The organism is Nocardia sp. NBC_01730, from assembly GCF_035920445.1.
In the GTDB taxonomy this organism is placed as follows: Bacteria; Actinomycetota; Actinomycetes; order Mycobacteriales; family Mycobacteriaceae; genus Nocardia.
Map to the genome: position 1 here is coordinate 7,840,309 of NZ_CP109162.1, position 13,928 is coordinate 7,854,236.

The 13,928-nt window shown below is 67.9% G+C and carries 11 protein-coding genes; 9 read left to right on the plus strand and 2 right to left on the minus strand.

All coding sequences use genetic code 11. The features are described 5' to 3' along the window. Positions 1-89 precede the first annotated feature (89 nt). Positions 90-2,462 carry a hypothetical protein gene (locus OHB12_RS32615; RefSeq protein WP_327113846.1) on the plus strand — a complete coding sequence of 791 codons (2,373 nt, stop codon included), beginning with the start codon at positions 90-92 and terminating at the stop codon, positions 2,460-2,462. Positions 2,463-2,541: 79 nt separating this feature from the next. Continuing rightward, complete coding sequence (locus tag OHB12_RS32620) at positions 2,542-4,347, plus strand: hypothetical protein (RefSeq protein WP_327113848.1); 1,806 nt, start codon at positions 2,542-2,544, stop codon at positions 4,345-4,347. Positions 4,348-4,371: 24 nt separating this feature from the next. Here OHB12_RS32620 and OHB12_RS32625 read toward each other — a convergent pair whose 3' ends face one another. Continuing rightward, complete coding sequence (locus OHB12_RS32625; protein WP_442799898.1) at positions 4,372-6,360, minus strand: glycoside hydrolase family 15 protein; 1,989 nt, start codon at positions 6,358-6,360, stop codon at positions 4,372-4,374. A 110-nt stretch (positions 6,361-6,470) separates the two neighbouring features. Here OHB12_RS32625 and OHB12_RS32630 point away from each other — a divergent pair, with 110 nt between their 5' ends. Then, on the plus strand, positions 6,471-6,743 hold the full coding sequence (locus tag OHB12_RS32630; RefSeq protein ID WP_327113850.1) for a hypothetical protein: 273 nt from the start codon (positions 6,471-6,473) through the stop codon (positions 6,741-6,743). 84 nt (positions 6,744-6,827) lie between these two features. Here OHB12_RS32630 and OHB12_RS32635 read toward each other — a convergent pair whose 3' ends face one another. Beyond that, positions 6,828-7,883 carry a M48 family metallopeptidase gene (locus OHB12_RS32635; protein ID WP_327113852.1) on the minus strand — a complete coding sequence of 352 codons (1,056 nt, stop codon included), beginning with the start codon at positions 7,881-7,883 and terminating at the stop codon, positions 6,828-6,830. 69 nt (positions 7,884-7,952) lie between these two features. On the opposite strand from OHB12_RS32635, the gene OHB12_RS32640 reads away from it, so the two are divergent. The 6 genes from OHB12_RS32640 to OHB12_RS32665 all read left to right on the plus strand — a co-directional run bounded on the left by OHB12_RS32640 (position 7,953) and on the right by OHB12_RS32665 (position 13,831). Beyond that, complete coding sequence (locus OHB12_RS32640) at positions 7,953-8,042, plus strand: Ms4533A family Cys-rich leader peptide (protein WP_327113853.1); 90 nt, start codon at positions 7,953-7,955, stop codon at positions 8,040-8,042. Positions 8,043-8,246: 204 nt separating this feature from the next. Continuing rightward, complete coding sequence (locus OHB12_RS32645; RefSeq protein WP_327113855.1) at positions 8,247-9,293, plus strand: sulfate ABC transporter substrate-binding protein; 1,047 nt, start codon at positions 8,247-8,249, stop codon at positions 9,291-9,293. 34 nt (positions 9,294-9,327) lie between these two features. Continuing rightward, entirely contained in the window at positions 9,328-10,170 is an 843-nt protein-coding gene (cysT, locus tag OHB12_RS32650; RefSeq protein ID WP_327113857.1) for a sulfate ABC transporter permease subunit CysT, read from the plus strand. A 138-nt stretch (positions 10,171-10,308) separates the two neighbouring features. After that, on the plus strand, positions 10,309-11,115 hold the full coding sequence (cysW, locus tag OHB12_RS32655; protein WP_327113859.1) for a sulfate ABC transporter permease subunit CysW: 807 nt from the start codon (positions 10,309-10,311) through the stop codon (positions 11,113-11,115). Next, on the plus strand, positions 11,112-12,107 hold the full coding sequence (locus tag OHB12_RS32660) for a sulfate/molybdate ABC transporter ATP-binding protein (RefSeq protein WP_327113861.1): 996 nt from the start codon (positions 11,112-11,114) through the stop codon (positions 12,105-12,107). Before cysW ends, OHB12_RS32660 begins: the two co-directional genes overlap by 4 nt. Before the next feature lie 593 nt (positions 12,108-12,700). Further along, positions 12,701-13,831: an Hsp70 family protein gene (locus OHB12_RS32665; protein WP_327113863.1), complete on the plus strand. Its 1,131-nt coding sequence runs from the start codon at positions 12,701-12,703 to the stop codon at positions 13,829-13,831. The last annotated feature ends 97 nt before the right edge of the window (positions 13,832-13,928 follow it).

Consider the following 13,928-nt stretch of genomic DNA (forward strand, 5'->3'; position numbering starts at 1 on the left):
AGGCGAGTATTCCCGAAATATTGTTAGGTGATCTTCACTTGGTCGGTCCGGCGCGGTGAGGATGCTGGACACCCGAGAGCGGAGTTTCTATGACGCGTGATCTGCCCTTCGACGACGACACCGAAGCGGCCGAACGCGCGGGTGACACCGCCTATCGTGTGGCAACCGGCGTTGCGCGGGTCGCGCGTGCGGGCGCGTACGTCACGGGCGGCGCTCTCGTAGCCGCGAACGGCGGTGGTGTTCCCGCGCAGCCGGGCGAGTCCCGGCTCGACAGCTGGAACACCGGCTGGGCGCACAACAGCGACCCCGATCCCGACGAGCCGAGCCCGGTGATCACCTTCCCGGACCCCGTGGTGGAGCCTGCGCCGTTCACGCCGCATCCACCGATCACCCCTGTCCCACAGGGTGGGGGTACACCAGGCTTCACACTGCACGTTGACGTTCGCGTCGACGTTCATGTCGACGTCGGCGGTACCGGTAACGCGCCGATGCACACGTTCGACAACGAGTACAGCGGAACCGATGCGGGCGTGCCGACGCCGACCCCGCTGGGTGCCGACGATGGCGGGCACGGAATGCAGCTGCCCGGATCCTCCGGTGACGGTTTCCCGGGGCTGGGCGGAATCCCTGGTGTGCCAGGCATCTCTCCTGCGCCGGGTATCCCTGGTATCCCTGGCGTGCCGGGTATGTCAGGTTTCCCGGGTATGCCAGGTATGTCGGGTATCCCTGGTCTGCCAGGTATGCCCGGCTTCGCCGGTCACCATGCCGGGCTGCCGATCGCCGAAACGGGCGGCTTGGTGTCCGACGAACTGCCGACGGCTGACTCCGCCCGCACCGAATCGTCCGGTGATGCCGACCTTCCCGGCGGCCACGGCTTCGGTCTGCCCGGCCACGGACTCGGCCAGGCCGGGCACGGCTTCGGCCTGCCCGGCGCGCACGGCTTCGCCGCGCCCGGCTCCACGATCTTCGACCTGCCCGGTAGCAACGGCCTGGGTGCGACGCCGACGGCGGCAGATCCGTTCGACGGCATCGGCGTGGGCGGCGACGGGCTCGGGGTTTTCGTCGGCACGCAGTGGTCGGCCGAATTCGGACTCGGCCCGAACGGGGCCTACGTCACTTCGGAGCTGGAGGTCGACGTCGCCGTTGGACACGTCGGAGACCAGCTCGACGAGTTCACCGGCTGGATCACCGACGGCATGCGCGTGCCGGACGGCACCGGCCGCATGCTCACCGAGGCGCAGTCGCCGGGCCAGGGCAATCCCGGTCTCGCCGGCGGTGTGACGATGCCCACCGCAGGCACGTCCGCCGGGCAGTTCTCGGCGGCGCAGCCGGTCGCCCAGCCGCTGGCGGCGTCGATGCCGATCGCCGCCGGCCCCGCTCCGGCCCCTTCGGTGGCGCCCGCCGCGTCCGTCGCCCCCGCCGCCACAGTGGCCCCGGCCCAGGCCGCGGCCGCCGCCGCTCCGGTCGTCGTGGCCACCCCGTTGCAGACCATCATCCAGCCGGACGCCGCCTCCACGCCGATCGCGAATGTGCTTGCCGCGCCGGAGGGTTCGTCGGTGCTGACGGCTCCGGCCGCGGCCGTCCCCGCGTTGTTCGACGCGGTGCGGCCGACGCCCGTGGTGAAGCCCGCGCCGGTGACCGATTCGCATCCGTCCGACCCGACCCAGTCGCCCATCGCAACGGTGACCACGCCGACGACGATCATCAAGACCATGCCGCCGCCGGTCATCTCCGACCACGTCACCACGCCGGTCATCCCGTCCGTGCCGAAAACGCCGGACTACGACATCACGAAAACGCCGGGCGCGGGCGTCACCACGGTGCCGAATGGCGGTGTCACCGGTCCGGACGTGACGATTACCAAGCCGCCCGGCGCGACGATCACCAACACCCCGGGGCACTCGACGCCCACACCGGACGACGACGTGACGACCCCGGGCGGCACCGGCCGTCCGAGCACCGGGCCGGGTACCTCGCACAGCACCCAGCCGACCAACGACGTGCCGACCAACGAACTGCCGACCAACGACGTGCCGACCAATGAACTGCCGACCGACGACGTGCCGACCGCGCCGCGTCCGTCCGAGCCGACGTACTCCGCGCCGGAGCAGCCGACCGTCGCGCCGACATACAGCGCACCCGCTCACCCGCCCACTGTCGGCATCGATCCGCCCACCCCGGTCGCGCCCACCCACATCGCTCCCGCGCCGACCCACATACCCGCGCCGGTCAAGCCACCGGTCATCGACCCCAAGCCGCACGGGATCTCCGCGCCGCTCGCGGTCGACCATTCCGCCGACCCCGGTTTCGCTCCGCTCCCTATCGCCGACCACACGTTCGGCGACCACTCGGTGCTCGCCATGGTCTCAGGCGGCAGCCTGTCCGGTGCACTGCTGCCGGAGACGACCATGACCGAGACGCACCACATGGCGTTCGGCGGGCTGGACTTCCCGCTCATGTAGCTGCGCCGAAAGATTGGACGACTGCGGAGTATTCGCAGGGGGTATATCGATCAAGAGTCACCGAGAGTAAGGAGGAGGGTTGTCTGCCGCTGCCGGGCTGAAGGCCGCGACCGTGAAACATCCGGACGCGATGGCCCCGCTCATCCGAATACTCGACGAACTGCGGGAGACGGCCCGATTCGCGGGACGCGACGACCTCGGTAGTCGGCTGAACATGGTCCACGCCAGGGTGACCGATCCGCGAGTGCGGCTCGTGGTCGTCGGCGAGCCGAAGAACGGCATGAGCACGCTGGTCAACGGCCTGGTCGGCGCGTCGGTCAGCGCGACGAACAGCGATCTGAGCATCCCGGTGATCGTCGAGTACGGTCCGGAGGCGACCGCAACGCTGGTGCGTCAGACCGAGCTGGGCCGCACCGAGCGCCAGTCGGTCGATCCGCTCGATCCCGGCCCGGCGCTGGCCGCCCAGGGCGTCGTGCGGGCCGAGTTCACCCATCCGGGCCCGCTGCTCGCTGACGGAGTCGTAGTCATGGACGCGCCGGGCGCGCTGGGCGACAACCGGACCACCTGGTCGATGATCGCCGCCGCCGACGCCGTGCTCTACGTCGGCAACGCGGGCGCGGAGCTGACCATGGAGCAGATCGCCCAGCTGCAGCGCATCCAGCAGATCTGCCCCACCGTGGTGTGCGTGCTGAACAAGATCGACGTGTCCCCGAACTGGTCGCACACCCAGCAGCGGAACCGGGAACTGCTCGACGCGGCGGGTCTGGGTTTCGCGGTGGCGCCGGTGTCGGCGGCGCTGCACCGGCAGGCGGGACAGTCCGGCGACCACCAGCGCGACATCGAATCCGGTGTGCCCCAACTGATCGACCACCTGCGCGACTATGTGGTCGCCCGCGCCGACGCGGTCGCGCTGGAAGCAGCGGTGCAGGACATCCGCCTGGTCGGAGACCACCTCGCAGTGACGTTGCGTACCGAGTCCGAGGCGCTGCGCGATACGCGTCGCAGGGCCGAGATCACCGGCCAGCTCGTCCGTGCCCGCGACGAGGCCGATCAGCTGCGGCAGCGCACGGCGAACTGGCAGGTCGCCCTGGTCGACGGCAGTACGGAGCTGATGGCCGATATCGAGCATGATCTGCGCCACCGACTGCGCAGCCTGATCCGCGACGCGGAAGCCGAGATCGCCAAGTCCGACCCGGCTCGCCGATGGAGGGACTTCGGCGCCGACCTGGACGCACGGATCTGCGAAGCGGTCGAGGAGAACTTCGCCGTGGCGCACTACCGCTCCATGGAGCTGAGCGAGCAGGTGGCCGCGAAGTTCCCGGCCGACAACCACGCCGCGCCACTACTGGATCTGCGCCTGGCCGACCCGGACGAGGTGCTCCGGCACGTGCAGCCCCTGGAACCGCTGGAGAGCGCGAAAGCTGGTGTCACCCAGCAGTTCCTGACCGGTTTGCGTGGGTCCTACGGCGGCATCCTGATGGTCGGTCTCGCCACCAGCCTGCTCGGCATGTCGCTGGTGAACTGGTACTCGGCGGGCGCGGGCGTGCTGCTCGGCGTCAACGCGCTGTGGGACGACCGCAAGAACCGCAAGCTGCGCAGGCGCGCCGAGGCCAAGGTCGCGGTCGCCCGGCTGATGGACGACGTGATCTTCCAGGTCGGAAAGGAATCGCGCAACCGCTTGCGTGGCATGCAGCGGGTGTTGCGCGACTACTTCACCGACATCGCGACGGAGGCATCGCGCCGCGCGGACGAGGCGCTGCGCGTCGCAGAGGAGGCCTACGGGAAGTACGGCGATCACAGGGAGGAACGAATCGCCGACCTCGACGCGCGGCTCCGCAAGCTGCGCGCGCTTCGTGCGGAAGCCGACGACCTCGTCGCCGAGTAAGCAGCTATCGACCGGAGGGGTCGGTCAGATCGGATGGCCCTGTGGCGTGTGCGCGGGCTGGAATTGGCCCGCGTGCCGGGATTCTTCGGCCCTGATCACATGCGTTAGGGCGTTGATCAGCGCCAGGTGGGTGAACGCCTGCGGGAAGTTGCCGAGGTGGCGGCCGCTGCGCGGATCGATCTCCTCGGCGTAGAGGCCCAGCGGGCTGGCGAAGCCGAGCAGCCGCTCGCACAGATGCCTGGCCCGCTGGATTTCGCCGATCTCCACCAGCGCGGACACCAGCCAGAACGAGCAGATCGTGAAAGTTCCTTCCGTGCCGGTCAATCCGTCGTCGGTGGTCTCGGTCCGATACCGCAGCACGAGGCCGTTCTCGGTGAGCCGATCGGCGATGGACAGCACTGTGGCGCGCACCCGGTGATCCTCCGACGGCAGGAAGCGGGTGAGTATCACCAGCAGCAGTGAGGCGTCCAGGGTGTCGCCACCGTAGGTCTGGGTGAACACGCCTTCGGAGTTCACGCCGTTGGCGAGGATGTCGGCCTTGATCTCCTCGGCGATGGTGTACCACTCGGTGGCGTGCTCGTACTGACCGTGCAGCTCGGCGAGCTTCGCGCCGCGGTCCAGTGCCACCCAACACATCACCTTGGAGGAGGTGAAGTGCTGCGGCTCGCCGCGAATCTCCCAGATGCCGCGGTCGGGTTCCTTCCAGTGCGCGATGGCCGCGTGCACCTGGCGAACCAGCAACGGCCACAAGGTCTCCGGTACCTGCTGGCGCGACTTCACATGCAGGTACACCGCGTCGAGCATGGTGCCCCAGATATCGTGCTGGTCCTGGTTGTAGGCGCCGTTGCCGGTCCGCACCGGCCGGGCGTTGTCGTAGCCGCCGAGGTGGTCGAGGATGCTCTCGGTGATATCGCGCTCGCCGCCGATGCCGTAGAGCACCTGCAGCGGGACGGGTTCGCCGTTCTCGCCGGTGGTCGCGTCGTTGAGGAAGGCGAAGAAGTCGTTGGCCTCGCGGTCGAGGCCGAGCGTGTACAGGCCCCACAGCGCGAAGCTGGCGTCCCGTACCCAGGTGTATCGGTAGTCCCAATTACGTTGTCCGCCAGGTGTTTCCGGCAGTGAGGTCGTCGCCGCGGCCAGCAGCGCTCCGGTCGGCGCGTAGGTGAGGCCCTTCAGTGTCAGCGCACTGCGCTGTAAGTAGTCGCGCCACGGATGATCCGGGAAGTTGCCGAGCGTGATCCACTGGCGCCAGCACTCGGTGGTCTGCCACATCCGCTGCGCGGCCTCCTCGAAGGTGCGCGGCGCGGGCAGCTCCGACCAGGTGAGCGCGACGAAGACCTCGTCGCCCTCCTGCATCCTGGTGCGGGCGCGCGCCTCCCTGCCCTCCAAGCCGAGGCGCAGATCGGTGGTGAGCACCAGACTCGGGCCCGCGCTCGGGTCGTCGCTGCGGACCGCGGTCGCCTCCTCGTACACCTTGCCGGTGTACTCCCAGCGCGCGGTGGCGCGGTGGTACTCGAATGCGGGCTCGCAGCTCATCTCGAGCTCCACCGTCCCGCTCACGCATTTCACCGTGCGCAGCAGCAAGTGCTCGGCATCCCAGTCCATCGGCGTGCGCCGGTGCGTCTTGCTGCGCTGGTCGTTGTTGTGCCACGGCCCGAGCGCCAGCGCGTCGCGCACGATCAGCCACCCGGTGTCGGTCTGCCAGGTGGTCTCCAGGATCATCCCGCCGGGCAGGTAGCGGCGGGCGGCGGGCACGCTGACGCCGTAAGGTCCGATCCGGAAGTGCCCGGCGCTGCGGTCCAGCATCGAGCCGAAGACGCTCGGCGAATCCGGTCGTGGTACGCACATCCATTCGACCGCGCCGTTGCTGGCGACCAGACAGCAGGTCTCGCAGTCGGACAAGAAGGCGTAGTCGTCGATCGGGGGATAGGCGCGGTAGTGCCGCGTTTCGGTCAATGAACTCGGCACCGGCAGGTCGTACGGTTCGTCGACGGTGAGATCATCGGAGGACGCCATTCCCCCATCTTCGGACCGATCCGTGCCTGTCGTCTACTGCTACGGCATCTTGTCGGTCCCTGGGTGGTCGGTCTTGAAGCGCACCTGGGCGGACCTACTAGGCTGGAGTCGTGCATCGGATCGCAGGTTGGTGGGACGGCTTCGAGCTGTGGGTTGCGGGACTGCCGTTCATTCCGCAGTTCCTCGTGGTCCTCGTGGGCATGGTTCCGATCAGCTTCGCCATCGCCTATGGGCTGGACCGCATTCTGCGCTCCGTGCTGCGCATGCTCGACCGCAGGAACGCCGCCTTGACGACGTCGCCCGCGATGAGGTCCGGTTCGGCCGAACCCGAGCTGGTCGTCACCGCCGAGAACCGTCAGCCCGTGCAGAGCGGGGCGCGTTGATGCCTCGTTCACGGGTCCAGCTCGCGCTGGTCGCTCTGCTCGTGCTCGTCGTCGTCGCCTGGTTGTTCACCCGCTGAGCGCCGGTTAGTTCTCGCCCGTCCGCCAGTCGTTGAACCGCTTGCCAAGCTTCGAGACCGTGTCGCCGACTTCGTGTGCGACCGTGCTCGCCGCCGAGCCGACATCCCTGCCGAGGGTGCGCACGGTCCGGATCAGCGGGTCCTCCGACTGGTCGAAGTTCGCCTTGTAGGCGCGAGCCGCCTCCTTCATCTCGTCGCCGATCCGGGTGTTCTTGTCCTGTTCGCGGCGGGGATAAGCGCCTGCGAGCATGCGGTCGTAGTCGCCGCTCTGAATCCAGCGGCGCAACTCGGCGGCGCGCAGCACGGAGAACGGGTGGCTCTGCAGTTCCAGGTTGAGCAGTTTGAGCACCCCGTCGCGCAGGTCGCCGGACCGCTCGTAGTCGTCGGCCTGGGCCAGGAATGCCCCGCGGTCCATCTCCTTGATCCAGGTGCCGCCTGCCGTCTTCATGTGCACCCGCACCGAGGCCTCGACGTCCTGGCCGCACAGCAGTCCGGCGCGGTCGCCGGACAGCTCGGACTTGCGGCTCCACTCCATCAGTGCCGCGACGATGGCGCGCAGCGCCCAGCCACCCACCGGCATCCATCCGACGCTCGCCGTGATCCGCAGCAGGTGCATCAGCATGGTGCGATACACCGCGTGCCCGGACAGCGCGTGCCCGAGCTCATGACCGACCACGAAGCGCAGTTCCTCGGTGTCCATCAGGTCGATCAGTCCGGTTGTCAGCACGATGAACGGCTGGTCCATTCCGATGGTGAAGGCGTTCACCTGCGGGCTCTGCAGCACGAACAGCTCCGGCGTCGTGCGCGCGTCGAGGATCTCCATGCAATCCCAGCGCAGCTGGTGCAGTGTGCGGAATTGACGCTCATCCACCCGGACCGCGGTGGCCAGGTAAAGCAGCCGGTGCTGGCGCTCCCGCAGCAAACCCGAAAGCGTCCGCAGCACGACGTCGAACCCCGACAGCGAGCGCAGCATCACCAGGGCGGTGCGGTCCGCGGGGTGTTCCCATGCGCGCGTGCTGATGCCGGGGAACCGGGTGCGGACACGGTCTGGGCTGATAGTCATGGGATACCCCCCTTTATGTCGAAACTCTATGATTCGAACTCAGACGCCGTGCTCTGCTACAGTCTGCCCGTGTCTTCGAGTTCCGTCCCGCAGGTCCGCCATGAATTGGCGTTGATCGCTATCGGAGATCTCGCGGTCGCGGACATCCTCTGTCGCTGATCGGAACCCGGGTTCTGCTGCGCTTCCCTGCCCCGTAGACTGGCGCGCAACTTTTCCGCAGACGTACCCGAACCCTGGCGGCCGATTCGGCCGACGATCGCGCCATCGCCATAACACGGGCGACAGGTCTACTGATTACCGCAATGTCTCCGCCACCGATGACCACTACCGGACAATGGCGGTCCGCAGGAAAGGCCAACCCTGATGTCTCGCAATTCCTGGCTCTCTTCGCGTCGACGCTACGGCGCCGTCGCACTCACTGCGCTCGCGGCAATCGCGCTCACCGCGTGCGGCGGCGGAGCCAGCGACTCGACCGGGGGAGGCGGAGCCGACGGCAGCGGTGGCACCCTCAACCTCTATGCCTACGCGGTGCCGAAGCCCGGCTTCGACAAAGTGATCCCTGAGTTCAACAAGACCGAGCAGGGCAAAGGCATCCAGATCCAGCAGTCCTACGGCGCTTCGGGCGACCAGTCCCGCAAGGTGAAGGACGGCGCCGAGGCCGACATCGTGAACTTCTCCGTCGAGCCCGACATCACCCGCCTCGTCGACGCAGGCCTGGTGGACGCGAGCTGGAATGCCGACGCCGCCAAGGGGATTCCGTTCGGCTCGGTCGTCGCGATCGTGGTCCGCAAGGGCAACCCGAAGGGCATCAAAGATTGGGACGACCTGCTGAAGCCGGGCGTCGAAGTGGTCACACCGAACCCGTTCAGCTCGGGTTCGGCCAAGTGGAACCTGCTCGCGCCGTACGCGGCCAAGAGCGACGGTGGCAAGAACCCGCAGGCGGGCCTGGACTATCTGAGCCAGCTGATCTCCAAGGAGCACGTGAAGGTGCAGCCGAAGTCGGGCCGCGAGGCGACCGAGACCTTCCTGCAGGGCACCGGTGACGTGCTGCTGAGCTACGAGAACGAGGCGATCTTCTCGGAGCGCAACGGTGACCCGATCGAGCACACCGTCCCGCCGGTCACCTTCAAGATCGAAAACCCGGTCGCGGTGCTGAAGAACAGTAAGAACCAGGAGAAGGCCGTCGCCTTCCGCGACTTCTTGTTCACCACCGAGGGGCAGAAGGCGTGGGCCGCGGCCGGTTTCCGGCCGGTCGACCCGACGGTGGCCGCCGACTACGCCGCGGACTTCCCGAGACCCCAGAAGCTGTGGACGATCGCCGACCTCGGTGGCTGGAAGAGCGTGGACAAGGAGCTGTTCACCCCGAACACCGGCTCCGTCGCGGTGATCTACGACAAAGCGACCAAGTAACCGGGCGTTTTCGGACACGGGAAACAGAACGATCGTGACTGACAGCAGTAATGCCGGACGCTGGAATTGGTCGTGGCTGCGCGTGACCGGCTCGGTGGGCCCGCTCGGCATCGCCACCGCGGTGCTGTGGCTCAGCATCATCGTGCTGCTGCCGCTGGCCGCGCTCACCGTGACCAGCTTCGAGGACGGCTGGTCCGGCTTCTGGGACGCGGTCACCGCACCCGCCGCGCTGGACTCGCTCCGTATCACCGTGCTGGTGTCGGTGGTGGTGGGGCTGATCAACGTGGTGATGGGCACGCTGATCGCCTGGGTGCTGGTCCGCGACGAGTTCCCCGGCAAAGGCATCGTCAACGCGTTGATCGATCTACCGTTCGCGCTGCCGACAATCGTGGCGAGCATCGTGCTGCTAGCGCTGTATGGGCCGCAGAGCCCGATCGATATCCACCTCAACGCCACGCAGCCCGGTCTGGTCGTGGCATTGGCGTTCGTCACCCTGCCGTTCGTGGTGCGTTCGGTGCAGCCGGTGCTCATCGAGGCCGACCTCGAGGTCGAGCAGGCCGCGCTCTCGCTCGGCGCGGACAACTGGACCACCTTCCGCCGGATCGTGCTGCCTACGCTGGCGCCCGCGATCATCAGCGGTGGTGGCTTGGCCTTCGCCCGCGCGATCGGCGAATACGGGTCGGTGGTGCTGATCGGCGGCGCCATTCCGCGCAAGACGGAGATGGCTTCGCAGTACATCCAGAAGCAGATCGAGATCGACCGGCCGGTGAACGCGGCGGCCGTCTCGGTCGCGCTGCTGGCCATCTCGTTCGCGACGCTGCTTGTGCTGCGGCTGTTCGCCGAACGCGCCGCGCGCAAGGAGCAGGCGACCCGATGAGACATAATCGCGCAGCGCTCGTCGCGTCGCCGGGGTGCGGGAACGCCCGCAGGATGGAGCCGACCCGATGAGACGTAATCGCGCGGCGCTCGTCGGGCGGCCGGGGTGCGGGAACGCCCGCAGGATGGAGCCGACCCGATGAAACCGTCCGCACCGACTCGCGTCGCACTTCGGACGGTGGCGCTGGGCTATCTGTTCGTGCTGCTGCTTCTGCCGTTGATCATCATTCTGTGGCGCACCTTCGAGCGGGGCGTCGGCGCGTTCATCGACTCGATCAGCACGCCCGCGGCCATCTCGGCCTTCCAACTGTCGATTCTCATCGTGGCGATCGTCGTTCCGGTGAACGTCGTCTTCGGCATCGTCACCGCGATCGCGCTGGTCCGCGGAAAGTTCCCCGGCCGTAGCCTGGTCCAGGGCATCGTGGACCTGCCGTTCGCGGTCTCGCCGGTGGTGGTCGGCGTGTCGCTGATCCTGCTGTGGGGTGCGGGCGGCTGGTTCGGCGGGCTGGAAGACCTGGGACTCGAGGTGATCTTCAACTTGCCCGGCATGGTGATCGCCACCATCTTCGTCACGCTGCCGTTCGTGGTGCGCGAGGTCGAGCCGGTGCTCCACGAGATCGGCGACGACCAGGAGCAGGCCGCGGCCACCCTCGGCGCGTCTCGATGGCAGACATTCTGGCGAATCACTTTGCCTTCGATCCGGTGGGGCCTCACCTATGGTGTGGTGCTCACGGTGGCTCGTGCGCTCGGGGAGTTCGGCGCGGTGATCATGGTGTCCTCCGCCCTTCCCGGCAAGTCGCTGACGCTGACGCTGCTCGTGCACGGTCGATACATCAACGACCACAACACGTTCGGCGCCTACGCCGCCGCAACGTTGCTGATGGGCATCGCTCTCGTCAGTCTCCTGCTGATGACCCTCCTCGAACGTAAGCGGGGCACCAAGTGATCACCGTGACCAACGCGAAGAAGAACTACGGCTCGTTCGCGGCCCTGGACGACGTCACCATCGACATCCCGTCCGGTGAGCTGACCGCACTGCTCGGCCCCTCGGGCTCGGGCAAGTCGACGCTGCTGCGCTCGATCGCCGGGCTCGAGTCGCTGGACTCCGGCGTGGTCACCATCGCGGGTCGCGACGTCACCCGGGTTGCGCCGCAGAAGCGCGACATCGGCTTCGTGTTCCAGCATTACGCTGCGTTCAAGCACATGACGGTGCGCGACAATGTGGCGTTCGGCCTGAAGATCCGCAAGCGCCCCAAAAGCGAGATCAGCAAGCGCGTCGACGAACTGCTGGGCATCGTAGGGCTGGAAGGCTTCCAGCACCGCTACCCGGCGCAGCTGTCGGGAGGGCAGCGGCAGCGCATGGCGCTGGCTCGCGCGCTGGCCGTCGACCCGCAAGTACTGCTGTTGGACGAGCCGTTCGGCGCGCTGGACGCCAAGGTCCGGGCAGACCTGCGCACCTGGCTGCGCCGCCTGCACGAGGAAGTCCACGTGACCACCGTGCTGGTCACGCACGACCAGGAGGAGGCGCTCGACGTCGCCGACCGGATCGCGGTGATGAACAAGGGCCGTATCGAGCAGATCGGCAGCCCGGAGGACGTGTACGACCGTCCCGCCAACGAGTTCGTCATGTCCTTCCTCGGCGCGGTGGCCCGGCTGAACGGACATCTGGTGCGCCCGCACGACATTCGCGTCGGCCGCGACCCGGGCATGGCGCTTGCCGAGCACGAGGGCACCGCAGAATCGGCGGGCGTCACAAGGGCGACTGTGGAGCGCGTGGTCCATCTCGGTTTCGAGGTGCGTGTCGAACTGCGTAATGCCGCGACCGGCGACCTGTTCGCCGCGCAGGTCACCCGCGGTGACGCGGAGGCACTGCGGCTGTCGGACGGCGAGACCGTCTACGCCCGCGCCACCCGTATCCCGGAACTGCCTACGCATTAGCGGTCGGCGCGAATTCGGCCAACGGCGCGTCGTTCTCGACGCGCCGCATGTCGTTTGGCAGCTGAAATGTAGCTGAGCCTCTCGATTTCTCGGCGGATGCCGTCTCGTGCCGGCATGAGCGGCAGTCCCCTGCCGCACTGAAATCGCCGGGGACGGCTACCTTTCGCGGTCGGAAATCGCGCCGGGCACGGCTTCCGCATCGGTTCGGCATGGTTCCGGAAGTGGTGCTTCGATCTGGTTCAGCTAATTGCTCGCTTCCATCTAACTGGAGATGTTGACGCAGTTGAGAAGGCATCACTGCGAAATTTGCGCGGTGATGTCCGCTTATTGGCAAACGTCGGGTTTGCCTCGCCGAACCCCGCGTGCCGCAAGGAAATCCGACCGGTCGGCCTGTGTTGGAGGCGGCGCGCGGGTGGGCCGATCGATGGGTCGAGATGTCCGAAGCGGGTCGGAACAGGCGGCATGCGGACAATCGGTTGTCCGGGGTTGGCACCGAGATCGCGGAGTGGTTGCCTGGACGGCGTTCGAAGCAAATCGGCACGGCGATCAGGTGGATTGCGATGGCGGTTGGTCTCGGTTTGAGCATCGGTACGGTGAACACGGTTTCCGCTCTGGCGGAGGAAGGTTCGGCCAAGGCTCCGCCGGGGCCACGCAAAAAGCTGCGCCCGCAGGCGATTACCCGCCGCACCACGCTGACCTTTTACAGCACGGGAGTGGCCAGGGTCGGCATGATTCCCCGGCACGGTCGCGCGATCACCGAATTCGCCGACCTCACCCAGCGCTCGACCATCCGTGCGCGGGTCGCGCGCCGAACGCTCTCGCCGGCGAATCTCGTCGCGACGGTCGCCGAGTGCGTGATCCGCGAGGTGCTGCACGATCATCCGTCGCGCGGCGCCGGTGTCGGCATCGCGTTGACCCATCCGGCCCGCTATACCGACGAGCAGGTGGGGGAGCTACGTGCCGCGCTGGACGCCGCGGACCTCACCCAGGTGACCTTGGTCGCCGAACCCATCGCGGCGGCAACCTGGCTCGAGGCCGATCGCGGCCCGCTCATGCCCGGCCTCGCGCTGGTCTACGATCTCGGCGGCGCTGGTCTAGACGTCACACTGGTCCGGGTCGGCGTGGGACGTCCGCGCAATCCGATCGTCGGTGAGTCGTTGCGCTCCACCGAGTTCGGTGGACGCGCGTTCGGGGCGCGGTGTGCCGAACGCGCCGGGCAGGGTCTGCCCTCGTCCTCGATAACGGAGTCGGTCGCTGATGCCGACGAACTGCGTTCGGCGCATATCAAGAAGTCCCTCGAACTCGTCTACCGCTGCCTGCGGACCGCGGACGTCACCATGGCCGACGTCGACCGTGTCCTCGTGGTCGGCGGTGCGGCCCGGCCCGCGGAGGTGGCTCGAGTGCTCGCGGACGAGCTTGCCAGGCCGGTGATCACCGCGCCGGACCCGGAGCGCACCATCGCCGACGGCGCCGCGATCATCGGGCGCATGGCGGCGGCCGAGGCGGATGCGGAGGCCGAGGTGCCGTCCGACCAGCGTCGGGGTGGCCGCCGCAGGGGCGCCGGTCGTCCCGCGGCCGCCCGTGCCCTGTTCCTGTCGGGTCGGGCCAAACGCCGGTTGGCCAGAGGCGCCGTCGTCACGGCGCTGTCGCTGGCCGGTGTCGGTCTGTCCGTCGTGCCCAGTGACGGGGTGATCGTGGGGTTGTCGCAGGTTGGGCTGCGGTAGCGGGCTGTCCGGCGATGCCCGCGATGAGGGCGGGCATCGCCGGACCACCCTGGCGACTGCTGGGTTGACGTAACTCTCCGTTGGTGTAACTATGGGA